General features: G+C 69.2%; 17 protein-coding genes and 2 pseudogenes. 11 read left to right on the top strand and 8 right to left on the bottom strand.

Translation table 11 applies throughout. The features are described from left to right. The 4 genes and pseudogenes from OOK40_RS18910 to OOK40_RS18895 all read right to left on the bottom strand — a co-directional run bounded on the left by OOK40_RS18910 (nucleotide 1) and on the right by OOK40_RS18895 (nucleotide 3,697). Nucleotides 1-1,164: a branched-chain amino acid ABC transporter permease gene (locus OOK40_RS18910; RefSeq protein WP_266482975.1), complete on the bottom strand. Its 1,164-nt coding sequence runs from the start codon at nucleotides 1,162-1,164 to the stop codon at nucleotides 1-3. Between the two features lie 75 nt (nucleotides 1,165-1,239). Further along, a pseudogene (locus OOK40_RS18905) lies at nucleotides 1,240-2,073 on the bottom strand (branched-chain amino acid ABC transporter permease); the annotation flags it as partial. After that, complete coding sequence (locus OOK40_RS18900; RefSeq protein ID WP_266482973.1) at nucleotides 2,070-2,894, bottom strand: ABC transporter ATP-binding protein; 825 nt, start codon at nucleotides 2,892-2,894, stop codon at nucleotides 2,070-2,072. The pseudogene OOK40_RS18905 and the gene OOK40_RS18900, both read right to left, overlap by 4 nt. Next, nucleotides 2,891-3,697, bottom strand: a complete 807-nt coding sequence (locus OOK40_RS18895) for an ABC transporter ATP-binding protein (RefSeq protein ID WP_266482971.1) — start codon at nucleotides 3,695-3,697, stop codon at nucleotides 2,891-2,893. Before OOK40_RS18895 ends, OOK40_RS18900 begins: the two co-directional genes overlap by 4 nt. A gap of 158 nt (nucleotides 3,698-3,855) precedes the next feature. Between OOK40_RS18895 and OOK40_RS18890 the strand changes: the two genes are divergently transcribed. Next, nucleotides 3,856-5,049, top strand: coding sequence for a CdaR family transcriptional regulator (locus OOK40_RS18890; protein WP_266482968.1), 1,194 nt, complete (start codon nucleotides 3,856-3,858; stop codon nucleotides 5,047-5,049). 754 nt (nucleotides 5,050-5,803) lie between these two features. Here the strand turns inward: OOK40_RS18890 and OOK40_RS18885 are convergent. Further along, nucleotides 5,804-6,937, bottom strand: a complete 1,134-nt coding sequence (locus tag OOK40_RS18885; protein ID WP_266482965.1) for a glycerate kinase — start codon at nucleotides 6,935-6,937, stop codon at nucleotides 5,804-5,806. Nucleotides 6,938-7,087: 150 nt separating this feature from the next. Here OOK40_RS18885 and OOK40_RS18880 point away from each other — a divergent pair, with 150 nt between their 5' ends. From OOK40_RS18880 to OOK40_RS18855, 6 genes are read left to right on the top strand one after another with little or no spacing between them, the layout of a single operon-like run. Further along, the gene (locus OOK40_RS18880) at nucleotides 7,088-8,164 is read left to right on the top strand and encodes an ADP-ribosylglycohydrolase family protein (protein ID WP_266482963.1); all 1,077 of its coding nucleotides are present in this window, start codon (nucleotides 7,088-7,090) and stop codon (nucleotides 8,162-8,164) included. 46 nt (nucleotides 8,165-8,210) lie between these two features. After that, the gene (locus tag OOK40_RS18875; RefSeq protein ID WP_266482961.1) at nucleotides 8,211-8,600 is read left to right on the top strand and encodes a CU044_2847 family protein; all 390 of its coding nucleotides are present in this window, start codon (nucleotides 8,211-8,213) and stop codon (nucleotides 8,598-8,600) included. Next, a complete protein-coding gene (locus OOK40_RS18870) occupies nucleotides 8,600-10,768 on the top strand; it encodes a trypsin-like peptidase domain-containing protein (RefSeq protein WP_266482959.1) in 2,169 nt (722 codons plus the stop codon). The genes OOK40_RS18875 and OOK40_RS18870 overlap by 1 nt, the downstream gene beginning before the upstream one ends. Next, on the top strand, nucleotides 10,765-11,745 hold the full coding sequence (locus OOK40_RS18865; RefSeq protein WP_266482957.1) for a MoxR family ATPase: 981 nt from the start codon (nucleotides 10,765-10,767) through the stop codon (nucleotides 11,743-11,745). Before OOK40_RS18870 ends, OOK40_RS18865 begins: the two co-directional genes overlap by 4 nt. Before the next feature lie 5 nt (nucleotides 11,746-11,750). Continuing rightward, nucleotides 11,751-15,539, top strand: a complete 3,789-nt coding sequence (locus OOK40_RS18860; RefSeq protein WP_266482955.1) for an SAV_2336 N-terminal domain-related protein — start codon at nucleotides 11,751-11,753, stop codon at nucleotides 15,537-15,539. A gap of 28 nt (nucleotides 15,540-15,567) precedes the next feature. Next, nucleotides 15,568-16,059, top strand: a complete 492-nt coding sequence (locus tag OOK40_RS18855) for an NUDIX hydrolase (protein ID WP_266482952.1) — start codon at nucleotides 15,568-15,570, stop codon at nucleotides 16,057-16,059. Between the two features lie 129 nt (nucleotides 16,060-16,188). Here the strand turns inward: OOK40_RS18855 and OOK40_RS18850 are convergent. Both OOK40_RS18850 and OOK40_RS18845 read right to left on the bottom strand, forming a co-directional pair. Beyond that, a pseudogene (locus tag OOK40_RS18850) lies at nucleotides 16,189-16,524 on the bottom strand (aminoglycoside phosphotransferase family protein); the annotation flags it as partial. Between the two features lie 367 nt (nucleotides 16,525-16,891). After that, nucleotides 16,892-17,956: a hypothetical protein gene (locus OOK40_RS18845; RefSeq protein WP_266482950.1), complete on the bottom strand. Its 1,065-nt coding sequence runs from the start codon at nucleotides 17,954-17,956 to the stop codon at nucleotides 16,892-16,894. Between the two features lie 569 nt (nucleotides 17,957-18,525). Between OOK40_RS18845 and OOK40_RS18840 the strand changes: the two genes are divergently transcribed. The 4 genes from OOK40_RS18840 to OOK40_RS18825 all read left to right on the top strand — a co-directional run bounded on the left by OOK40_RS18840 (nucleotide 18,526) and on the right by OOK40_RS18825 (nucleotide 22,358). Beyond that, complete coding sequence (locus OOK40_RS18840; protein WP_266482948.1) at nucleotides 18,526-19,680, top strand: hypothetical protein; 1,155 nt, start codon at nucleotides 18,526-18,528, stop codon at nucleotides 19,678-19,680. A 19-nt stretch (nucleotides 19,681-19,699) separates the two neighbouring features. Next, nucleotides 19,700-20,608, top strand: coding sequence for a DUF4231 domain-containing protein (locus OOK40_RS18835; protein ID WP_266482945.1), 909 nt, complete (start codon nucleotides 19,700-19,702; stop codon nucleotides 20,606-20,608). A gap of 87 nt (nucleotides 20,609-20,695) precedes the next feature. Next, a complete protein-coding gene (locus OOK40_RS18830; protein ID WP_266482940.1) occupies nucleotides 20,696-21,433 on the top strand; it encodes a Sir2 family NAD-dependent protein deacetylase in 738 nt (245 codons plus the stop codon). A gap of 193 nt (nucleotides 21,434-21,626) precedes the next feature. Further along, nucleotides 21,627-22,358 (top strand): Sir2 family NAD-dependent protein deacetylase, encoded by a 732-nt coding sequence (locus OOK40_RS18825; protein WP_266482937.1) that lies wholly within the window; start codon nucleotides 21,627-21,629, stop codon nucleotides 22,356-22,358. A 75-nt stretch (nucleotides 22,359-22,433) separates the two neighbouring features. Here the strand turns inward: OOK40_RS18825 and OOK40_RS18820 are convergent, their stop codons facing one another. After that, nucleotides 22,434-23,297, bottom strand: a complete 864-nt coding sequence (locus tag OOK40_RS18820) for an ROK family protein (RefSeq protein WP_266482935.1) — start codon at nucleotides 23,295-23,297, stop codon at nucleotides 22,434-22,436. Between the last annotated feature and the right edge of the window lie 53 nt (nucleotides 23,298-23,350).

Here is a 23,350-nt window from a genome sequence, read left to right as displayed (position 1 = left end):
CTACTCCCGTGGGGTCTTGCGTGAGGTGATGAGACGGGTGAGTCCGCCGGGCAGGAAAAGGACGACCGCGACGACCGCGGCGCCGTACAGGTAGCGCGATGCCTCCCCGGGTGCGACGCCGCCGGTGCCGGGGGCGGAGACCAGCGGGAGGGTGTCGCTGTAGTGGGTGAGGATCTGGGGCAGCAGGGAGACGAAGACCGCGCCGACGACGGCGCCGGCGACCGTGCCGAGGCCCCCGATCACGATCATGGCGAGGAATTCGAGGGACAGGATCACGCCGAAGTACTCGGGGACGGTGCGTTGGAAGACCAGGGCGATCAGTACGCCGGCGAGTCCCGCGTACATCGAGGACAGGACGAAGACGGCGGCCCGGTAGCGGGCGACCGGTACGCCCATGACGCCCGCGGCGATGCGATGGTCCCGGATGGCGTTCATGGCGCGGCCGGGGCGGCCCCGTAGCACTCCGCGGGCGAAGAGGCCGCAGCCGATGAGGGCGAGCAGTGCCACGTACCAGAGCTTCTCGGCGGACTGGAAGGGGACGGCTGCGATGACCGTCTCGCTGTCGTCGAAGTCGATGCCGAAGAGCGAGAGGGGTGGCACGGCCCGGCCGTTGAACCCTCCTGTCAGGTCACGGGCGTTGAAGAGGACGTGCTGGCCGATGAAGATCAGCGCGAGCGTGGCGATGCCGAGATACGCGCCGCGCAGCCGCCCCGCGATGGGGCTGAACAGGCCGCCTGCCGCGCCCGCGACGAGCACCGCGAGTACTGCGGCGAGCCAGGTCGGTAGGCCGAGGCCAGTGAGGCGGTGGCCGTTCTCGACTCCGCTCTCGCCCGCCAGGACGGCAGCTGGCCGCACGCGCCCGCCTGCGAGTGAGCACAGGCGCGGCCGCCACCTCATGGATTGCAGCCGTCCGGTGGCACCGGCAGAGGAGGTGTTGATGCCGATCTGCGCCGGATCGCGAGGCGGCCATTTCGCTGGAAGAGTCGGCTTGCAGCCAGAAGAGCGGTCGAGATGGAAGGGCAGCGCGAGGAGCAGGACGTTGCGCCGCGATCCGAGGTGCGGTGTGCCCGGATTCTTCACGTACGCCCTGCGGCTGGCTCGCACGCTCGAAAGGCCTCGCTCGTCACGTCTCGCCTCGGGCGTCTTCAGCGTCGCGATAGCCATCGGCAGCGCTCCTTCAGTACCGAAGAGACCGGCGGGCCTGGAGTACAGCACGACGAAAGCGCGCGATCACCGTCGATACGGCGCGAGATCGCCGATCCCCCGGCCCAGGAAGGACAGTTCGTCCTGGTAGCCGGTGGCGAACGACTCGGTGACGCCGACGATCAGACCTCCCGCGAGCGCGCCGGTGCGTGGAGTCGAGCCCGCCGAGGATCGCCGCCGGGAAGGCCTTGAGTGCGGCGAGCGAGGTGGCGCGTTCGAGCCCCGGCGTCGGGAAGACGGTGAGGAAGAGGGCGGCGACCGCGGCGAGCGCGCCCGCGACCGCCCAGGCGGCGAGCGAGACCCGGCCCAGGCGTACCCCCATCAGCGCCGCGGTCTCCGGATTCTCGGCCGCCGCGCGCATCGACACGCCCCACGAGGTGTACCGGAACGCGAGCAGGAACACGGTGATGAGCAGGGCCGCCGCAACGAAGGCGGCGATGCGGGTCTGCGCGATGGTGATGTCCCCGATGGTGACGACGCGATCCCCCCACGGGTCACCGAGCGCGAGGACGTCCGTGCCGATACGGCGGGTGAGTTCGGTGGTCAGGAGAATGTCGACGCCGATGGTGACGATGGCCAGGACGCTGCCGTACGGGAGCCCCGGCGGCGGCGCACGACGAGGTACTTGGCTTCCCGGCCGCGCCGGACCAGCAGCGGCCGCTCAGCGCGATGCCGACGGCGAGCGCGGCCCAGAAGCCGATGTCGTCGTGGAGTACGGCGGTGACATAGCCGCCCGCGAGCAGCAGGGACGCGTGGGCGAAGTTGACGACTTCGGTGGCCTTGAAGATGACGACGAAGCCGAGCGCGATCAGCGCGTAGACGGAGCCGATGGAGAGCTCCGCCGAGGAGTAGTTCGACGAAGGTCGTCATGCCTGCGCCTCCGTTCCGAGATAGGCCTGTACGACGGCCGGGTCGCTCTGTACCTGGGCGGGGCTGCCGTCGGCGATCCGGCGCCCGAAGTCGAGTACGGTCACGGCGTCCGCGAGCCGCATCACCACCCCCATGTCGTGTTCGACGAGCACGATGGATATGCCGAGGCTGTCTCGTACGCCCGCGATGACGGAGGCCGTCTGCCGCCGCTCGTCCGCGGTCATCCCGGCGACGGGCTCGTCGAGGAGCAGCAGCCGGGGTTCCATGCACAGGGCGCGGCCGAGTTCGACGAGCTTCTGCTTGCCGTACGGGAGTGCTCCCGCGAGCCGGTCCAGATCGCCGCCGAGTCCGGTGAACTCCGCGATCTCCCGTACCCGGTCCAGATGTTGACGGGCCTCGCGGGCGGCGGACGGCAGCCGCAGCCCGGCGGCGAGGAACCCTGCGCGGGTGAGCCGGTGCCTGCCGAGCAGCAGGCTGTCGGCGACGGTGGCGTGCGGCGGGAGCGCGAGGTTCTGGAAGGTACGGGCGATGCCGAGGGCTGCGATGCGGTCGGGAGGGAGCCCGGTGAGCTCCCTCCCGCCGAAGCGGACACTGCCGGAGGTGGCCCGGTAGACGCCCGACAGGACGTTGAACGTGGTGGACTTGCCGGCGCCGTTGGGGCCGATGAGGGCGTGGACACTGCCGGGTGCGACGGTGAAGGAGGCGGAGTCGAGGGCCGTGAGCCCGGCGAAGCGGACGGTGAGATCGGTGACGGTCAGGGCGGGGACGGCGGGGGCGGGGGGTGTCGCCGCGCCTTCCAGGTCGGTACGGGGTGCGCTCATGCCGACCACCTGCTCAGCGTCGGCGCCGCCGCTTCCGCGCTGACGGCGTCGGCCGCAGCCGTCTCGTCGACGACGCCCAGGTAGCGGCGGCGTACCTCGTCCGAGGAGGCGAGCTCGTCCGCCGGGCCCGAGAGGGCGACCTCGCCGACGTCGAGTACGTACGCCGTCGAGGCCAGCCGCAGCGCGATCGCCGCGTTCTGCTCGACCAGCAGGACCGATGTACCGGCGGCGTTGATCTCCTGCACGGTCTCAGCGATGCGCGCCGCCATGAGCGGGGCGAGGCCGAGCGACGGCTCGTCGAGCAGCAGAAGCCGTGGCCGGGCCATCAACGCCCGTCCCATCGCCAGCATTTGCTGTTCGCCGCCCGACAGCAGTCCGGCACGCTGGTGCGCGCGGTCGGCGAGGACGGGGAAGAGCTCATGCACCCGGGCGAGAGCCTCGGCGCCGGAGCGGCGCCCGCCGGTCGCGCCCAGTGCGCCCGCCCGCAGATTGTCGGCGACGGTCATCCGCGCGAAGACTTGCCGTCCCTCCGGGACCTGGACGACGCCCGCGGCGACGACCGCGGCCGCGCTCAGCCCTTCCAGCGGACGGCCGTCGTAGCTGATGCTGCCGGACGTGACGCGGCCACGCTGAAAGCCGAGGGTGCGGGAGACGGAGCGCAGCAGGGTCGATTTGCCGGCACCGTTGCCGCCGAGGACGGCGACGATCGCGCCCTCGGGCACATCGATTGAGACGTCCCGCAGTGCCCGTACCGGCCCGTAGCCGACGGACAGCGCACGCACTTCGAGCGACGTGGCAGCCATGTGGACCCCCTTTCCGGGCTTGTTCGAAATTGCCCTGTGGGGGCACACACCAGCACCGGCCGGGCGTACCGTCCAGGCGGTATGCTCGAATCGCTGCGCATGACCAGCGGTGCGGCGCGCGCATTGTGCACCGGCACAAGGGCTGGCATCCTCCGGTCATGGGTGGCCACAGAGCACGCACCGAGCATGAGTGGTCCGTCCTGGTGAGCGCCTCCAAGGTGCTGCTGGAGCGCGTGCCCGGACTGACGGACCTGCTCATCGACGAACTTCAGGCCCATTCACCGCAGTTCGATCTCGCCGTGCCGCGGGACGAGCACTGGCAGCAGATCAACGAGGCGATGCGGTACGGCATCGAGGCGCTGGCCGCATCGCGTTCGGCGCCGCGGCGGGACCTGCTGTACGCGGAACAGCTCGGCCGGCAGCGCGCCGAGCAGGGGCTCCCGCTCGACCTCGTCCTGTACGCGTACCGGCACGCGGGCTATCTCGTCTGGGACGAGCTCCTGGAGATCGTCACCGACAAGAACCCGGACGCACTGCCTGTGCTGGTGCATCTGGCATCCGACGTGTGGGCGGGCGTGGACCGGCAGGCCTCCACGGTCGCGGACGCGTACCGCGACACCGAGCAGGAGATGCAGCGGCGCAGCGACGAGCGGGTCCAGGCGCTGCTGGACGCGCTCCTGGAGGGCCGCTCCACGCCCGGCCTGGCATCGAGCGCGGCGGCGGGCCTGGACCTGCCGGAACAGGGGCGGTACGCGGTGGTCGTGGTCCGGGTGGAGCGCGCGGCGGGGCGCGAGCCGTTCCGCCGGGTCGCGATGGCAGAGGGGCTGCGGTTCTTCTGGCGGATGCGTACGGACTACGAGATCGCGGTGGTCGCGCTGGAGGCGGGGGTGGGGCTGGCGGAGCTGTCCGCTGTTCTGCACCGGCGCTGCCAGGGCCCCGGCGGGATCAGCCCGGTGGTGCCGGGCCTGGCCGACCTGGGCCTGGCGCGACGCCTGGCGGAGACGGCCCTGCGCACGTGCGGCCCGGACGCGCGCGGGATCGTGCGCCTGGACGAACACCTCCCCACGGCCCTGGTGGTGAGCCAGCCGGAACTGGCGGCCCGCCTGATCGCGGATGTCTTCGGCCCCCTGCTGGACCTGGACCCGGCGGACAGGGCGTTGCTGCTGGAGACGCTGGACGCGTGGCTGGAGTGCGGGGGCTCGGCGGGCCGGGCGGCGACGCGGCTGTACTGCCACCGGAACACGGTGTTCAACCGCCTGCGCCGCCTGGAACAACTGACGTCGAGATCCCTGGGCCGCCCGCGAGACCTGATCGAAATGACGCTGGCGCTGGACGCGTTTCGGCTGGGGTGAGGGTGGGCGCGGCCGTCCGGGGTGCGGGGTGTGGGGTTGCCCGGTGCCGCGGGGCGTTTGGGGTGCGGGTCGCGGGGTTGCCCGGTGCCGCGGGGCGTTTGGGGTGCGGGTCGCGGGGTTGCCCGGTGCCGCGGGGCGTTTGGGGTGCGGGTCGCGGGGTTGCCCGGTGCCGCGGGGCGTCCGGGGTGCGGGTCACGGGGTTGCCCGGCGCCGCGGGGTGGGCGCCTGGGGTCCGCTCCGGGGTGGAGCCGGGACTGCATGATTTACGGCGCGTCTCAGCCGTACCTAGGGGCGCGGGCGTCCCCGCGCCACAAATCACGCTCTACGTCCCGACTCCACCCGCTCCGCGGCCCCCTTGCGGGATGACGCTTCTCGGTCCCCGCACCGCGGAGACGCGGGTGCTTTGCTCGCGCCGCGGGAAGCGGATGCCCGGCTTGCGCCGCGAAGCTGGCGCTCGGGGGGTGTGGGGCGCCAGCCCCCACGTCCCCCTCCCCCTCGGGGACCCGGAGGCCTGCGCCGCGCAGCCGGCGCAGTGCGGGTGACGGGCGCGGCGCGCCGGGAAGCCGGCGCCCCGGGGGTGTGGGGGCGCCAGCCCCCACGTTCCTCCCCCCTCCCCGGGGGTCTGGGGGCCTCGCCCCAGTTTCGGGAAGGGGCGTGGTGGGGGAACAAACCCCCGCGCCACGAAGCCCGACGCCCAAGCGGGTCCCCGGGCCGCCGGGGTTCGCCCGCGAAACCACCCATGGGGGACAACCCCCTACCGCAGGAAATCCCGCGCAATACCCTCCGCCACCCGCTCCAGCAGCGGCCCCGCCTCCGCCATGCACTTCCGTGGGTCCGGTTCCAGCGCCGTCAGGGGATACGCCCTGCGGATCCCCGCCCGGCCCAGCGCCTCGGGCGGCAGCGTCAGGCGGCCGCAGACCGCGACGACCTCGATGTTCCGGGCGCGGGCCGCCGCGGCGACGCCCGCGGGGGCCTTGCCGTGAAGGGTCTGTTCGTCGAGGGAGCCCTCGCCGGTGATCACCAAAGTCGCCCGGGACAGCGCGGCCGCGAAGCCGAGCACGTCGAGCATGACCTCAATGCCGGGCCGGAAGCTCGCCCCGAGGGCGACCAGCGCGCCGTAACCGATGCCGCCCGCCGCCCCCGCGCCGGGGAGCTGGGCCTGCTCGGGGCCGAGGATGGACGCGTAGTGGGTCAGCGCCGCGTCCAGTGTGGCGACGTCCTCCGGGGTCGCGCCCTTCTGCGGGCCGTACACCGCGGGCGCGCCCTTCGGCCCCGTCAGCGGGTTGTCGACGTCGCTGGCGAGGACCAGCTCGACGTCCTTGAGCCGGGGGTCGAGGCCGGACAGGTCCGCGGACGCGAGGTCGCGGAGGCCGCCGCCGCCGGGGCCGACCGGCTCGCCGTCCGCGTCCAGGAAGCGCGCGCCGAGTGCGGCGAGCATGCCCGCGCCGCCGTCCGTGGTCGCGCTGCCGCCGACGCCGAAGACGATCGTCCGGGCTCCCGCGTCGAGCGCGGCGCGCAGCAGCTCGCCGGAGCCGTACGTCGTCGAGGTGAGCGGCGCGAAGACCCCGTCGGGGAGGTGCTGGAGCCCGGAGGCCTCCGCCATCTCCACGACCGCGGTGCCCTCCCGCAGGGCGTACGCCGCGGTGAGTGGTTCGCCGAGCGGCCCGGTCACCGGGACCTCGCGTCGTTCGAACCCGGCCGCCACCGCCGCGGCGACCGTGCCGTCGCCGCCGTCCGCGACGGGCAGGGTCTCGACCGCCAGACCGGGTACGACCCGCTGGAGACCTGCGGTGACCCGTTCCGCGACCTGTACGGCCGTGAGCGAGCCCTTGAACTTGTCAGCCGCGACGAGCACACGCGCGGACTGAGTAACTGCTCCGTTCGTCACCTTGCTATCCCTTGCTTTCGAACAGGCAGTCGCGCCGCCCCGACCCTATCCGGACGTTCAGACGGTCTGCCACCTCATCATGGCTTGATATTTCGGACCATACCGGGGCACTGCCGCGCGGACCCGGCGCCGATTCGGTAAACCGGACGTATGGGCCAACAGCAGGTCGACCTCGCCGACCGGATTCTCGGCGGCTGGCTGGGCCGGGTCGCCGGCAACATGCTCGGCAAGCCCGTCGAGCGTGGCGACTACTGGACCCGCGACCGCATCGACCGGTATCTGCGCCGCACCGACGCGCTCCCGCTCACCGACTACCTGCCCGGGCCGCCGGCGGACGCGCTGCCCGGCGAATTCGAGCTGCGTCCCGAGTGGCGTGAGTGCGTACGGGGCCGGATCCACGGCAGTTGCCGGGATGACGACGTGGACTACACGGTCCTCGGGCTGCATCTGCTGGAGAGCCACGGTTTCGGATTCACCACTGAGCAGGTGGGCGAGGCATGGCTGCTGCATCTGCCGTTTCTGCAGACGTTCACCGCCGAGCGGGCCACGTACCGCAATCTCGCGAACGGTCTCAAGCCTCCGGTCAGCGCCACGCGCGACAATCCCTACCAGGAGTGGATCGGCGCGCTCATCCGCGCCGACATCTTCGGCTGGACCTGTCCCGGCGACCCGCACCGAGCCGCCGCGCTCGCCCGCCGCGACGCGGTCCTCTCGCACACGGGCAATGGCGTGTACGGGGCGATGTGGGCGGCGGCCCTGATCGCCGCCGCGTTCACCGCGAACATCCCGCGCGATGCGGTCGAGGCGGCTCTGGAACGTATCCCCGCGGGCTGCCGGCTCGCGCGCGCGGTGCGCCACACCGTGGCCCTGCACGCCTCCGGGACGTCCTGGTCCGACACGCTCGGCGAACTGGCCGACGAGACGGGCGGCCTGGGCTGGATCCACACCGTTCCGAACGCCGCCGTCATCACGGCCGGACTGCTGTACGGCGCGGGCGACTTCACCGCCACCATCGCCCTCACGGTCCGCGGCGGCCTTGACACCGACTCCAACGGGGCGACGGCGGGCTCGGTGGCGGGTGTGCTGAGCGGAGCGGCCGCCATCCCCGCGCAGTGGACGGAGCCTCTGGAAGACCGGCTGCGTACAGCGGTGTTCGGATTCGACGGCGTACGGATCAGCGAACTGGCGGAGCGTACGGTGCGGTTGGCGGCGTTCTCCGCGAGTTGACGCGAAACGGCTGCCGCCGGGGGTGCTTGATCGGCACAATGGCCAGATGCCTGAGTACATGGAGCTTGCGCTGTCGGACGGTTCGCAGGTGCGCCTGGAGCTGTCGGGGGCCGGAGAGCCGCTCGCCGTACCGTCTCAGGGCACCGGCACTGCCGATCTGCCGGAGGGCTTCGGTGCGGCCAGGCCGGTGGCGAGCGGCCCCGGCCGGGCGGCGGCGCTGGCCGCTGACGCGCTGCGTACGGCGCTGCGCCCGCTCGGTCCGCTGCTCGACGAGGTCCACGGCGCGGTGTCGGCGTCCGAGAACCCGCCGCAGGAGATCACCGTCGCGTTCGGCGTCGAGATCGGCCAGGATCTGAAGCTGGGCATCGTCGGGGCTAACGGCAAGGCCACTATGAGCATTTCGGCTACCTGGCAGAGTGGGACACCGCGGAACTGATGGGCTGGTTCAGAAGGCCGGCGGCCGCCGCCGCGCCCCGCGTCTCCGTGCTGCACGGCGGCGCGAAGACGGCGGCGGGCGGCGCCGCACTGCTCTCCGCCCGCCGTGTGGTGACCTGCGCCCATGTCGTCAACGACGCGCTGGGCCGCGAGCTGTACACCACGGCCCCGCCCGCCGACGACGCGCTGCACCTGGCCTTCCACGGGCCCGGCGCGGCCCAGCACCGCACGGCCAGGCTCGTGGTGTGGGTGCCGCCGCAGTGGGGCGCGTCCGCGATGGTCTGGCAGGGCGATCTCGCCGTACTGGAACTCGAAGAGCCCGCGCCGCAGTGGCTCAGCCCTGTCGTCTGGCGCGACATGGCCGAGGGGCAGAGGCTGCGGGCGTGGCACGGCGGCGGAGAGGCCATCGCGTTCGCCGACACCGAAGTGAAGCTCCAGGAAGGCCGGTTCGGCTATCTGGACGGGCAGCTGTCCGGCGCCGCGATCGGGCCCGGTTTCAGCGGCGGGCCGCTGTGGGCGACCGAGGACGCGACGGTGGTGGGTCTGGTCGTGGCCCATGTGATGCCCGGCGAGGGGCCGATGAGCCCGCAGGCGACGGTGCGGCGCAGCTGGGCCGTGCCGTGGCAGGCGATCCGGGACGAGCTGGAGCGGGCGGGGGCGGCCGACACCGTCGCCGAGTGCGCGGTGCGTGGACGGTACGGCACGGCGGCGTGCGCAGACGGCTCCACGGCCGCCGGCTTCGCCGCCGAGCTGTGGTCACTGCTCGGCGATCCGGCGCGCCGGGCGCAGCACGCCCGCACCCTGGCCGCCCTGTTCGGATACGAGCCCCCGCCCGGGGAATCCGCCCCGGCCGTGGAGGAGTTGGCGCAGTTGCTCGCCTCCGAGGAACGCGCACTCGCCTCGCTCAGCGAGTCGCTCGCCCCCACCCTCCAGGACGGCCACGCGCGCGCCGGGCTCGACCGGCTGCTCGCGCTGGGCAGGCTGACCGGTACGGCGCGGCTGCTCTCCCTCGACGAACACCGGTCGTTATTACGGGAGTTGCGACCGGCTGTCGTCGCGGACGCCGCGCTGCTGCCGCGGGCGGCACGCGAGGCACTGCGGTACATCGCCCCTCCCCGGTCGCTGAGCGGCGCCAGGCTGGATCCGCGCGACCTGGATGCGGCGGTGACGGAGCTGGAGGCGTACCGCGACGGCGGGCGGCCCGCGGACGGCATCTCGCCGGTGCCCGCCCTGCTCACGCTCGTCGAGTATGCGGCCGCGGCCACCGCGCCGCCGGTGCGCGCGGCCCTTCACGCCTGGTCGGAGCGGGTCGCGGCACGGCTCGGCTGCCATCCGGCCGCCTTGCAGCTGCGCCGTGCGGATGCCACGGCCTGGGCCGCGTACCGCCCCTCCCCCGTCGTCCGTCTGGTCGCCGAGATCTCCGGTCCGCCCGACCGGTACGCCTGCGCGCTGTGGGAAGTGCGCCAGGACGGTGCCACGGCCTCGCTCGTGACCGCGGACGAGCCGCGCAGCGGGGCCGAGATCGCCCGGCTGATCCGTGAGGCGGCCGAGACCGCCCGGGACGACGGCGGTCAGGGCGTCACCCATGTCGACATCGTCGTCGACCGTGACGGGCTGCAACTGCCCTTCGACGAGTGGGAGGCGGCCAGTTCGGTGGAGTTCCTGCCGCGGATCCCGCTCGGGGTGAAGTTCCGTATCGCGCTGCGCTGCCCCGAGGTGAGCGCCCGCGCCCCGCGCCGCGAGGCCGAGCTGCGTCGCCGCTGGGAGAGCGCGCACACCGGGCCGCTCGTCGTCGACGAGAACTGTGCGTCGCCGGAGAAGGTGTACGCACTGCTGGAGACCAGCCACCGGGACACCGCGCAGGTCGTGCTGCACGGCCCGCCCGCCCCGCGGGAGGCGCTGCTCCAGCTCTGTCTGGCCCTCGGCGTCCCCGTGGTGCTGTGGGACCGGGCGGCCCAGAGCCACGAGCACGCCGACCGGCTCGACGGCATCGCACCCTCCGGACCGCTGCACCAACTCCCCGAGCGCATCCAGCACTTCAGAGCCGAGCAGTACGGCGCGAGCGTCCCGTCGCCCGCCCGGCCCTCACTCGTGTGGGAGAACACGGAGCTGCCACTGCCCGGTGGGCTCGAACTGCTTGACCCCGCGGAAGGAGCGGACATCCGATGAACCCCGCACAGGACCACCAGGGCAACGGCGACTGGAGGCTGTTCCGCGGCGACGGGCAGGCGCGTACGGTCGACTTCCCCGAGGCTCCGCCGTGGCGCCGCTTCGACAACAACTCCTCGGTCTCGGCGAGCACGCCGCGCCCGCTCCCGTATCTGATCGGGCAGGCCGAAGCCGATATCGTCAACGCCGCGCTGCATCTGCGCCGCCCCCTGCTGGTGACGGGCCGGCCAGGCACGGGCAAGTCGTCCCTGGCGTACGCGATCGCGCACGAACTGCGGCTCGGCCGGGTGCTGAACTGGCCGGTCAACAGCCGGGCCGCCCTGCAGGACGCCCTCTACCACTACGACGCGATCGGCCGGCTGCGTGAGTCGAACCTCCGCAACGAGGCCGGCGAGGTCTCCGGAGAGCTGGACGTCGGCTCGTACGTGCGGCTGGGAGCGCTCGGTACGGCGCTGGTTCCCGGCCCACGCCCACGGGTTCTGCTCGTCGACGAACTCGACAAGGGGGACGTCGATCTCCCCAACGATCTGCTGAACGTCTTCGAGGAGGGTGAGTTCGAGATCCCCGAGCTGGCCCGGCTGCCCGAGGACCAGGCCTCGGTCCAGGTGATGACGGCCGACCCCGAGTCCTGGACGGAGGTGGTCAGTGGCCGGGTGCGCTGCTCGGAATTCCCGGTCGTCGTCATCACCAGCAACGGCGAACGCGACTTCCCGCCCGCGTTTCTGCGCCGGTGCGTACGGCTCGCTCTGCCGGAACCGGACCCGGACAGGCTGCTCGCCATCGTCCGCGCCCACCTGGGATCGGCGGATCTACCCGGCGTCGACGAGCTGCTGCGCGCCTTCCTGGCACGGCGGGCCCGCGGTGAACTCGCCACCGACCAGCTGCTGAACGCCGTCTTCCTGCGCAAGGGCGGCGTCGACCTGGACGCCGACGGCCTGCTCGACGCCGTACTGCACCGGCTCGGCGGGACGGTGTAGCGCCGGTGTGGAGCAAGCTGCGGCGGATCCTGGCGGACTGCGGGGCGGAGCTGTCCCACGAAGAGCTGCTGGATGCGCTGTGGCTGGCCGGGCGGCTGCCGGCGGGAGCGTCGACGGTACTGGCCGGGGCGGGCGCCGACGCCGAGCCACCGCCGGAGGGGCAGGAGGCACCTCCTTGCGCGGACCCGGCCGCCGACCCCCGCCCTCCCTGGCCGGAGGCCTCGCAGAGGCCCGTGCCCACAGCGCCGGACGCGCGACTCTCGCCGGACGCGCGGCCCGGCATGGGACGCGGCTCCGACGTTCACGGCGCACCCGCCCCACGGCAGCGCCCGCGGCACGACCGGCCCGCCGTCCCCGTACGTGCCCCGCAGGACAAGGCGCTCGGCTCCGCCGAACTGCCCCTCGGCCGTGCGCTGCGCCCGCTCAAACAGCTGCGCCCCGACCGCAGGACCGCCGAGCTGGACGAGCCCGCCACCGTGACCGCGATGGCCGAGACCCGGTTGCCCGACGCGGTCCTGCGCCCGGGCCGCGCCCGCTGGCTGGATCTGGTGCTCCTCGTGGACGACGGGGTGTCGATGCTGTTGTGGCAGCGGCTCGCCGGCGAGACACGGCTGCTGATGGAGCGCAGTGGCGCCTTCCGTGACGTACGCGTGTACGGGCTGGACAGCCGGAGCCCTAAGGCTCCCCTGCTGGGCAGGCGCCCCTACGAGCAGGACAGCGCCCCGCTGCCCGCGTCCGCCGTCACGGACCCCGCCGGCCACACCCTGCTGCTCGCCATCAGCGACGGCGTCGGCGCGGCGTGGCGGGACGGCCGGATGCACACAGCGCTGGAGCGCGCCGCGCGGGTCGGCCCGACGGCCGTGCTGCACGCGCTGCCCGAGCGGCTGTGGGAGGGCTCCGGCATCCGTACCGAGGAATGGGAGGTGACCACGCCCAGGCGTGGCGCGCCCAACCACACCTGGCGGGTCGTGGACCCGGTGCTGCCGCCCGAAGTCGCCCCGTACGACAGGGTTGCGGTGCCGGTGCTCGCGGCGACCCCCGAATCCCTGGGCGCCTGGGCCCGGTTGGTCGCATCGCCCGGCACCTCGGCGGTCCTGCCGCTGCTCGCGAACCGGACCCCTGCCCGCCCGTACGCCGCGACGCGCACGCCCGGCGGGGACGGCCTGCTGCGTTTCCGCACGGCGGCCTCCCCTCAGGCGTACCGTCTCGCCGCCCATCTCGCGGCGGTCTCCCCGCTCTCGGTCCCCGCCATGCGACTGGTGCAGGACGCGCTGGGCCCCGAGATCGACACCGGGCATCTGGCGGAGGTGTTCCTGGGCGGCCTCATGCGCCCTGCGGGCGGGGACGATCTGCTGCCGCAGCACCGGGGCTTCGACTTCGCCGAGGACACCCGGCGCATCCTGCTCGACACGCTCCCGGCCGGCGAACTCGTACGGGCCACCCGCGCGGTCAGTGCACGACTCGCCGAACTCGCCGACCGCCAGGCGGACTTCCCTGCCTGGCTGCCGCATCCCTCGGGGACGGACCGGCTGCCCGCGGGCGGGCGCCCCTTCGGGTGGATGGACGAGCGGCTGCTGCGACGGCTCGGGGTTCCGCGGGGCCCCGCGGTTCCGCCGCCGTCGTTCGTCGACGCTCCCGGTTCCGACTGGCAGTCGCCTGCCCCGGGGAACCCGCGGACTGCGGGTCCCTTCCGGCTGATCGCCCGGCATCGGTACGGCTGGCCTCATATGGGGCTGTATCTGGGGACCTCCGAGCAGCATGCGGGGATCGCCGTGATCCGTATCCCGGAAATGGAGCGGTCGTGGAGCGCCGCGCTGATCTCAACGGAGGCGGAGGCCCTGTCCCGGATGGGCGGCGTGTACGCGCCACGGCTGCTCGGCCATGACGCCACCGCCGTGCCCGCGTGGATCGCCACCTCATACGCCCAGGACCAGCGCGCCTCCGGTCCGGCGCCCAATCTGCGCACGTTCGTCAACGAACGGGGTGCCCTCCACGGCATGGAGTTCGTGTCCGTCGGGAGGCAGCTGGCGAACGGTCTCGCACGGGCGCACCGCAAGGGCGTCATCCACAGCACGCTGATCCCCAACTGCGTCCTCCTGGCGGGACAGGAGGTCGAGATCACCGGGTGGATGGCCGCCTCCCTGGACGGTGTCCACAGCCCCTACCGGTGGGTCCTGCGCCAGCAGGAGGAGTTCCGGGCACCGGAACTCCTCAGCGACGACGATCCGCCGAGCAAGGCGTCCGACATGTACGCGGTGGGACGGATGCTGCTGGCCGCGGCTGCCGGCGACTGGCGCTACGATCCGGCCGCGGATCCGCGCCTTCCCCCCGCGACGGGCCGCGGCCACCAGGCACTGCTGCGCCGCTGCGTCGCGACCGATCCAGCCGACCGGCCCACCGCGGACGAGTTGCTGCGGGCCTTCAACGCCAGAGCCCATGATCAGCCCGACGTTCCCTTGCTGGCCGCACAGTTCGGCGTGGGCGAGGGCGGCCGACCGGTCCTGCTGGACCTCAATGAGCGGGTGTACGGCGGCGACGGCCCGCACGGACTGCTGACCGGCACCGACGTCCGGGACCGGCACCGGATGCTCGCCGCGGTCGTCCGGGGCCTGGCCGAGGCGAACCCCGGGGGTGCCGTCACCTTCGTCTGCGCCTGGCACGGCGACTCGGAGCACCTCTCCGCGCTCGCCGCGCTGCCAGAGGTGAAGTGGGCCCAGGATCTCACCGCGCGGCCGGAGGCAATCGGTGAACTGCGTGACCTCCTGCACACGCAGTTGGACCAGCGAAGGCGATTGCAGCGCCCCTGGCTCGTGGTGGTCCTGGACGATTACGAACGCATTCGCTCCGGCCCGGAGCTGGGCATTGTCGACGAGACGATCAGAACCGCTCGCTACCAGGGCGTCCACATCCTCCTCGGGGACGATCGCGTCCGTCGCCGGTCCGGGACCGGCACGGCGCATCTGACCTGCCGTATCGAACTCACCGGCCCCCGCGGGCACGGCCTCTTCCATGACGGCGTGTTCCAGCCCGTCCCCTTCCGCCCCACCCCGCGGTCCGCCGAGGAACAGGCCGCCGAACTCGACGCCGAGCACAGCCGCGGCGTCGGGCATCTACGGCGCAGCGAATGGGCCGAGGCGCACGCCGTGCTCAGCGGCGTCGCATCCGCCCGGCTGGCGCTGCTGGGCCGGGAGCATCCGGCCACGCTCATGTCACGGTGGGAGCGGGGGTTCGCACTGCTCGCGCTGGGCCAGTACCGGGAGGCGCTGGTCGAGTTCCAGACCGTCGAGGAGGGCAGGAGCGCGGCCTTCGGCCCGTACCACCCCGACACGCTGGACGCGCGCCAGCAGACCGCCTTCACCCTCGGCCTGCTGGGCCGCCACAGGGAAGCCCTGCCCCTCTACAACGAAGTACTGACGCGACGGCTGCAGATGCAGGGCGCCCGGCACCCCGACGCACTGCGCTGTCAGCACAACGTGGCCTTCACCTTCAGCGCCCTCGGCCGGCATCAGGAGGCGTACCACCTGGCCTCCCAAGTCCTCACCGCCCGGATCGGGGTGCTCGGCGGCGACCACCCCGACACTCTGGTCACCCGCCATGAGGCGGGCCACTTCCTCGCCCGCATGGGTCAGTGGGCGGGGGCGCTGGAGATGTACGAGGTCGTGGCAGGGACCCGTACGCGAGTCCTGGGGGCCGACCACCCGGACACGCGCGCCGCCCAGCACGATGCCGACCAGGCCCGTCTCCGGCTCGACGGCCCACCCGCCGGAAACCGCCCGCCGGGCACCAAGGGCTGACGCCCGCACCCCCGTTACGCTTCCCCAAGTGACTACCTCTGACTACGCCACGTACATCGCATCCCTGCCCCGCATCCTCGCCGGTGCCGCCGTTCTCATCCGTGACGGTGAGGGACGTGTGCTGATCGTCGAGCCCAACTACCGCGAGGGCTGGGCGCTGCCCGGCGGGACCATCGAGTCGGATCTGGGCGAAACCCCGCGGCTGGCCGCCCGCAGGGAGACGCTCGAGGAGATCGGACTCGACGTGGAGCCGGGCGCGCTGCTGGCGGTGGACTGGGTGCAGGGCACCGCGCGGCCGCCGATCGCGGCGTATGTGTACGACGGCGGAGTGCTGACCGAGGCGCAGTTCGCGGCGATCCGGCTGCAGGAGGAAGAGCTGATCTCCTGGCGGCTGGTGTCGCGTGACGAGATCCCGGCGCACTTCCTGGGCTCGCTGGGTCACCGGGTGCTGGCCGCTCTGGACGCCCTGGAGAAGGGCAGCGGAACGGTGGAGCTGGAGAACGGGCTGCCGCCCGCGTAGGTCCTGTCCGGTCGATCTTGCCGGGCTCGCGTGCCCTGGCACGGCACTTCTCCCCCGTAGCCCTTCGGGCACGGGAGGTGCCCCCATCGCCAGACCCGCTCACTGATCCGGCCTGATCGACCGGACAGGATCCCCCTCAACGATCAGATGCCAGAACGTCACAGGGTGGCCGTCGACCAACAGCGGCTGCTCCAGGTCCTCCACAGCTTGCGCGGCAGGGAACCCCTCGCCGTTCAGCCAGCGCGAGACGGCGACTTCCGTGCGTGCCTTCGGCAACCACTCTTCCCCGCGCGCCACACGCACGATCACCGGCGCCGAGGCCAGCCGGAACAACGGGTTCTCTCCGAGGCGGATCAACTCCGCGCCTCTGTCGTGGAGCCCCGTAGCCTGGCACGCGGCAACCATCACCCGCGTCGCCCCCGCCGATGTGAACCCCTCTTCCGATCGGGCAGCGTCAACCGCCATGCCCGTACCAGCTCCCCTAGTCTTGCGCGATCAACTGACGCACGCCAACGGGTGACCAACCCGACGCACGTCAGACACGACCACGACCGTACCGAGGTTTAGGGGTGACGACGAGAGAGCCGGCCCCGCACCGACGTAGTCGTCTGCCCTCGGTCACGCGCGTACGTCTCTCCCTGATAGTGGGCCCACTCCGCCGCACAGCGACAGCCCTGGAGGGCTCCGCCTCCCGTCACGGCGTTTCCCATGTAGTGAACTAGCCGCTTTGGGGTGGTGGCCTGAGAGGCGAGCGGCGGGAGTTGCGCGAGAGGATCCGACTGGTGGCCGTCGAGCGGTGCCACCCGAAGAAATAATAGGGATCCAAGCTGGATCAATCTGCCGAATGAATATCCGACACAACGTGCAATTCTTCCAAATCCACGAAGCGCGAAGCCAGGCGCATAATGTCGCGTGCAAGATGACGGAAGTCGCGCCCACCGCGCAACGGAACCTGGCCAGCCACTTCTATCGCCCGAACGAAATCGCCCCAACCTCGACGAACCGCTTCGCGATCTCGTCGGCATTCAGCTCGATACACCTCAGTTGCGATTTCATAGAGCCAAGGCATGATTTCACGAAATGGACTCGCAAGGATGAGAAGGCTAATACCCTCTCCTCCCTTTCCGGCTCTCGTCATTTCGGCAATATCTCCGAGCGCCCTCGGATTCAATATTTCACCACGCAGGGGCTGCAGGCCGCTATTAACGATACTCGACTCTACCCGAAGTGGCAATTCTTGGAACATTGCTTTTATTTCCTCGAAGAGCTGTGCGTCCCTTGCTCCCTCACCGTCCGGGAATGCGTCGTCTTCCGCCTCCCCTTTGAAGGCTTCCAGAAGCTCGTCAACGCGCTCCTTGAAGCTTTTCACCTGAACTTCGACCATCTCGCGATCGGGATCAGCGTTTGGCAGGCGCTTGACGAGCTGAATAATCAGTTTTGTGATCGATTCGACATCGTCGCCACAGTTCTGAAACTGAGCAAAGGGGCCCGTGCTCGCTTTCTTGAGCGGAACACCTAGCGCAAGTCCATGCACAGTTGCACTAATCTTCCCTTTTGCAACCCCAGCCTCATATAGAATCCAGGGACGATCCAAACTCCGTTCCGTAAGAAGGCAGACAACGTCACTAGCATCTCCAATTTGCCGCATCAGCTCAGGAAACCACTCGACCCCGTATTCGAAGCCCTGAGAACCCCTCCGATCAGACGACCTAAATGACTTCAGCAGTCCTGCGGTGACACTATTCAGAAGCCTACTGAACGCTTCAGCGACATTAGCGTCCCGCGAGTCATGACTGATGAATACCAAAGGTCCATGCGGAAGCGGAATCTCCTCGGTGGCCGATGGGCGCGAGCCGTTATCGGACTGGGTTGAACGCGAGTCACTTGCATCGTTCATGGTCGTCCCCCTTTACGGCCCTTGGAAGACGAAGGTTCAACGAAACGCCAAACCAAAAGTCAGGTGAGGTGAAACGTCACTCTGCGTGCTAGATCAGACAGTCAAGCAACAAGGTTTCAACCATCACCGACCCTTTCCATACCTCTATACGTCCATCCTTGCACCGTAGCTTCTGTCCCGCCAGTTGCGGACGGGACGCGGGGCAGCGTCGGTCAATCTGCCCTGCACGTTTGCGGTTGGGGACCATGGACAGCCACGGGTAGCACAAAGGTGAATCAGCAACCTTCTAACCAGGAGGCTGCAACGAGACCCCGGAGGTGTTATCTAGTGACCTTCCAGGGCCCCGCCAAGGGCCGAGCGCGAGCGTCACGGTGTGAGCCTTGGCGGCCCCCCGCTGCCCGACCGAGGAGGGATCCCTGGCGCCCGGCTTTACGAGACTGGTCCTCAAGTCGCCAGTCTTCTCGTATCGTCGCATGCTGGGAATAGCGGTGCCGTGGCGCTCTTCCGCTCAGCTTCGATGGTTGCAGCTTTGAGCAAACGCATAGCCGACACGGAACGTGGGGAATCCTATGCCCGTCAAAACGAGCACCTTCGCTGGCCATCTGCTCCACTTCGCCCAGTCCGTCGACATAGTAGACGACAAAACTTTCGATCGCGTGCGCTCGGTCGTTTACAGATATCTCCGGGATCAACTCGACGCGCAATACTGCGAACTCCTGCGCGAATCGAGGTTTCTCAACGGAAAAGAGCAAATTACTCTAGATACCTTTTGGAGCTTGGACGACCTGAACCATCATTGGGATCTCCTGACTTCAAGCGGGTCGCCCACCAACGCGGCAACACAGGCCTTCTCAGATGGCCATCCGATCTGGATTGCCAGCCGAAATAGTGAGGATCTGCTCAATCCCAGCACCCTGGCTAATCAGTTCACATCCTCCAATGGCGAGATCGCTCAATACACGCCGTGTACCGAGAATGCACATACCGTGATAGTCGTACCACTGCGCTTCAAGCACTCCGACGGAGTTCTGCTCGTCGAATCCGGAATGTACATGGAAGCGACAGATATCGCCAAAACGGAAATCTCGCGACTGGGAAATGCATTGGCCATCCTATATGAGCTCTACGAATCCAACACTGCACAGGATAGGAACACACTTTACGCAATCCAAGACCTTGAGGACTTGCTGAAGGCTTCAGAATTCCCCAGGGTAGCAAAACCACACTTCTTCGTGGCCTTTTCGCAGAGGGCAGACAGGCAGGTGGTGGGCGCAATTTTGGATATTCTCGATGAGTTCAAAGACAGAGCCGAGTTCACCGACTGGTCCCAAATGAAGGAATCCGGATCGATCGCCTCTCAGATCAGTCGTGAAATAAGTGAATCAAAGTTCGGTGTTTGTTACTTTTCGGAGCCGTATGAGTCTGACAGGTCCAGCCCAGGCGCCGCGGATGTAAAGTATTTCGATAACCCAAACGTCGTCTTCGAAGCGGGGATGCTACACGCTCGGACTAGCGCTGGCGAGGAAAGGAAAAGTGGCGAGCCCTCTGGCTGGATACCGATCCGCGAATTGAGATCGCCACCAGCGCCGTTCGACTTTTCTGCGCTGCGCACTCTCCAGGTGCCGCGTGTGAAAAGAAGCCATGAGCTACTCGAAGTTGATTTCAAAGACGATCTAAGGCAGCGGGTCAATGTGCTGCTCGGTGCAGAGAGGCAGTCCAAATAATCGGTGGTGGACCATGCACGTGGCGAACGAAGTTAGTAGACGCCAGGCCATGCAAGATGCGCCAACTTATTGGTGGGATCGCCAGAATGTATGGTCGCAGGCAGCTACCAAACTGAAGGTGAAAATTCAGAGAGCTCGCCGATTTCTGCTAGCACTGGCCGTAGTCGCCGCCATAACAGGGACCGCGAGTGCACAGATGGAAATCTGGCGCAACGATTCAGGACGCTATGCAGCATTCGCTGCTGCAGTGGCCGCCGGTTTGACGCCTTTGGCTGGCCGCGGCTCAAGGCCTTCTCTGATCCGAGATTGGACTCGAATACGTTCCGTTTCTGAAGCCATAAAGGCAGAAGTTCTTACTTATCTAGCGCATGTCAGTCCCTACCGGGAAAATTCGGCGGCGGAAAACTTGTGGGACAGATGCTCCCGATTCGAGCAGGAAGCTGCAGACTTGATGGGCCACGCGATCGGAATTCTACCAAAAGAACGACAACTTCCCCCAGTCGGCGACGTCGACACCTACTGCGAGCGACGAATCCAAGGGCAGATAAGAGATTACTATCGCCCGCAGACCTTGAATATGAAGAGGCGAGAAAATGCCGTCCACTATGTCGCCTCATTTTTTGCCATCGCTGCAACAGTTCTTGCTGGAGTATCTGGCGCTTTGGGAATAGAACACGCAGCAGTATGGGTAGCGACTGCAGCAACAATGGGGACCGCGGTGATCGCATACGGAACAGCGGCTCGCTACAGCTACCAATACCTCGAATATTCACGTACAGCTGACGAGCTTCAACGCTTGCTTGCTGGTCGGCAGTTGGTGGGTGGGGCAGCCTCTCATCATGAAGATGATCGATTTGTGGCGCAATGTGAAAGGATTATCTCTGCCCAAAATGAGGCATGGATGACTTCCTGGAAGAGCGAAGAATGACACTCGATTACCTCGGTATCCGCCTCAGAGAATCGTGTGTGCGGTCGCTACGGCCAGCTGATGCAACAGGCGTCCTACTCTTGACCCATGAACAGGTCCCTCGTCGCCATCCTCAGTGGCGCAGGTATATCCACTGATTCCGGTATCCCTGATTATCGCGGGCCCAACGGGCTGTGGCGGCGGAATCCGGAGGCCGAGAAGCTCGTGACGTACGAGTACTACATGGGCGATCCGGAGATCCGGCGGCGGTCCTGGCAGATGCGGCGGAAGAACCGGACGCTGCAGGCCGAGCCCAACACGGCGCACCGGGCCGTGGCGGAACTGGAGCGGTCCGGGGTGCCGGTGCGGGTGATCACGCAGAACGTGGACGGGCTGCACCAGCTCGCCGGCCTGCCCGCCCGCAAGGTGCTCGAACTGCACGGCACCGCACGGACCGTGGTGTGCACCAAGTGCAACGCCAAGGCACCGATGGAGGAAGCGCTCGCGCGAGTCGACGCCGGTGAGGAGGATCCGCCGTGCCTGGAGTGCGGCGGCATCCTCAAGTCGGCGACGGTGATGTTCGGCGAGCGGCTCGACCCCGCGGTCTTGGGCGAGGCTCTCGCGATCACCAAGGCATGCCAGATCTTCATCGCCGTCGGAACCAGCCTCCAGGTCCAGCCCGCCGCCGGGCTTGCCGGCGTCGCCGCCGACCACGGCGCCCAACTGATCATCGTCAACGCCGAGCCGACCCCTTACGACGACCGAGCCGACCAAGTCGTCCGGGAGCCCATCGGCACCGCCCTGCCCGAACTCCTGCGCCGGCTGGGCACCGAGAGTGACTACTGACGCCCAGTTGGGCCTGGCTCTAAGGGGATGCGACAGGTGCTTGAGGTGCCACGTCCAGCACCTGCCTCGACGTCGACTTCACCACGCCCGTGCCAGCAGCCCGTTTGGTGAGACGTGTGTTGTCAGCTTGAGGACCTCAGCCTTTCTGAAATCCGCGCGGACCAAGTAGGTGTCCACCACGGCGGGCGCCTCCATGAACAGGTCCCTCGTCGCCATCCTCAGTGGCGCAGGTATATCCACTGATTCCGGTATCCCTGATTATCGCGGGCCCAACGGGCTGTGGCGGCGGAATCCGGAGGCCGAGAAGCTCGTGACGTACGAGTACTACATGGGCGATCCGGAGATCCGGCGGCGGTCCTGGCAGATGCGGCGGAAGAACCGGACGCTGCAGGCCGAGCCCAACACGGCGCACCGGGCCGTGGCGGAACTGGAGCGGTCCGGGGTGCCGGTGCGGGTGATCACGCAGAACGTGGACGGGCTGCACCAGCTCGCCGGCCTGCCCGCCCGCAAGGTGCTCGAACTGCACGGCACCGCACGGACCGTGGTGTGCACCAAGTGCAACGCCAAGGCACCGATGGAGGAAGCGCTCGCGCGAGTCGACGCCGGTGAGGAGGATCCGCCGTGCCTGGAGTGCGGCGGCATCCTCAAGTCGGCGACGGTGATGTTCGGCGAGCGGCTCGACCCCGCGGTCTTGGGCGAGGCTCTCGCGATCACCAAGGCATGCCAGATCTTCATCGCCGTCGGAACCAGCCTCCAGGTCCAGCCCGCCGCCGGGCTTGCCGGCGTCGCCGCCGACCACGGCGCCCAACTGATCATCGTCAACGCCGAGCCGACCCCTTACGACGACCGAGCCGACCAAGTCGTCCGGGAGCCCATCGGCACCGCCCTGCCCGAACTCCTGCGCCGGCTGGGCACCGAGAGCTGAGAGTCGTTGCGCAGTTATGCCCACGCGCCGGAGACGGCCAGGTGGCGAACGGATCCGGAATCCCAAATATTCGGGTCAGACGTATTGCTGGACCCATGCCTGGCCGTCGATCGCTGCGGCGGCGAGACGCATGGCGCCTCGGGCAACGACCAGTTCCGTGGCCTGGATTCGGTCGACGCTGCAGACGTCCCACAACTCCGGCAGGGCGTGGGTGCGTGCCGTCGCTACAGCGGTGTCCCAGTAGCCCGCATATCCGAGGGTGCCACCAGCGATCCGCACCACGTCCGGGTTGAGGATGTTGATCAGCGAGGCGATGGCGAGTCCGAGCGCCTCGCCCGCAGCATTGACGATGCACCGTGTCCGAGGGTCACCAGTGGCGAGCGCGGCATGGATCTGCTCCGGAGGCTCGCCGACCGCGCGTACGATCGCTCCCCCGCCGGCGAGGTCGTCGAGCCGCTTGACACCCTGTGGCGTCGGCAGCGGCAGGCTGCCGATCTCGCCGGCCCATCCTCGCGAGCCGCGGACGACCCGTCCCTCGCACAGGTAGGCCGATCCCACTGCGGTCCCACAGACGATCACCGCAGCGGACGAGGCCTGGGAGAGGCCGGCCGACTCCTGCGCGAGAGCGCCTCGGATGTCATTGACGAGCAGCTGTGGGGTTCCGGCATTGTGCAGTCCCTCCCAGCCCGTCAGCTGGGGCAACACGTCGGAGATCTTGACCTGACCGTTCTCGACGAGGCCGGGCACGGCGATCCCCAGTGCCGTCGGCTTCAGGGCGTTGTCGGCGAGGAAGGCCCGGACAGAGGCTTCGATGTCTGCGGGAACGACCGAGGGACCCGTGGCCAGGCGCCGAGTGAGCGGCGCTTCAAGATCCTGCCCCTCTGCGAGCATGAGCACCTTGGTACCACCGATGTCGACGCCTACTGCCGCATGCCGCATTGCCTCACCTCACGCCGCGATCCCGAACAGAAACCTATCGCCCCGTTGGGAAG

Origin of the sequence: Streptomyces sp. NBC_01481 (assembly GCF_026339995.1) — a bacterium.
In the GTDB taxonomy this organism is placed as follows: domain Bacteria; phylum Actinomycetota; class Actinomycetes; order Streptomycetales; family Streptomycetaceae; genus Streptomyces.
This window is presented reverse-complemented; position numbering and strand designations above follow the sequence as displayed.

What these genes read in the sequence shown, in the direction of transcription:
- OOK40_RS18880 (WP_266482963.1), top strand. Translation starts at nt 7,088, where the DNA reads ATGGGCCAACAGCAGGTCGACCTCGCCGACCGGATTCTCGGCGGCTGG.
- OOK40_RS18865 (WP_266482957.1), top strand. Translation starts at nt 10,765, where the DNA reads ATGAACCCCGCACAGGACCACCAGGGCAACGGCGACTGGAGGCTGTTC.
- OOK40_RS18890 (WP_266482968.1), top strand. Translation starts at nt 3,856, where the DNA reads ATGGGTGGCCACAGAGCACGCACCGAGCATGAGTGGTCCGTCCTGGTG.
- OOK40_RS18910 (WP_266482975.1), bottom strand. Translation starts at nt 1,164, where the DNA reads ATGGCTATCGCGACGCTGAAGACGCCCGAGGCGAGACGTGACGAGCGA.
- OOK40_RS18870 (WP_266482959.1), top strand. Translation starts at nt 8,600, where the DNA reads ATGGGCTGGTTCAGAAGGCCGGCGGCCGCCGCCGCGCCCCGCGTCTCC.
- OOK40_RS18895 (WP_266482971.1), bottom strand. Translation starts at nt 3,697, where the DNA reads ATGGCTGCCACGTCGCTCGAAGTGCGTGCGCTGTCCGTCGGCTACGGG.
- OOK40_RS18845 (WP_266482950.1), bottom strand. Translation starts at nt 17,956, where the DNA reads ATGAACGATGCAAGTGACTCGCGTTCAACCCAGTCCGATAACGGCTCG.
- OOK40_RS18820 (WP_266482935.1), bottom strand. Translation starts at nt 23,297, where the DNA reads ATGCGGCATGCGGCAGTAGGCGTCGACATCGGTGGTACCAAGGTGCTC.
- OOK40_RS18825 (WP_266482937.1), top strand. Translation starts at nt 21,627, where the DNA reads ATGAACAGGTCCCTCGTCGCCATCCTCAGTGGCGCAGGTATATCCACT.
- OOK40_RS18830 (WP_266482940.1), top strand. Translation starts at nt 20,696, where the DNA reads ATGAACAGGTCCCTCGTCGCCATCCTCAGTGGCGCAGGTATATCCACT.
- OOK40_RS18900 (WP_266482973.1), bottom strand. Translation starts at nt 2,894, where the DNA reads ATGAGCGCACCCCGTACCGACCTGGAAGGCGCGGCGACACCCCCCGCC.
- OOK40_RS18840 (WP_266482948.1), top strand. Translation starts at nt 18,526, where the DNA reads ATGCCCGTCAAAACGAGCACCTTCGCTGGCCATCTGCTCCACTTCGCC.
- OOK40_RS18875 (WP_266482961.1), top strand. Translation starts at nt 8,211, where the DNA reads ATGCCTGAGTACATGGAGCTTGCGCTGTCGGACGGTTCGCAGGTGCGC.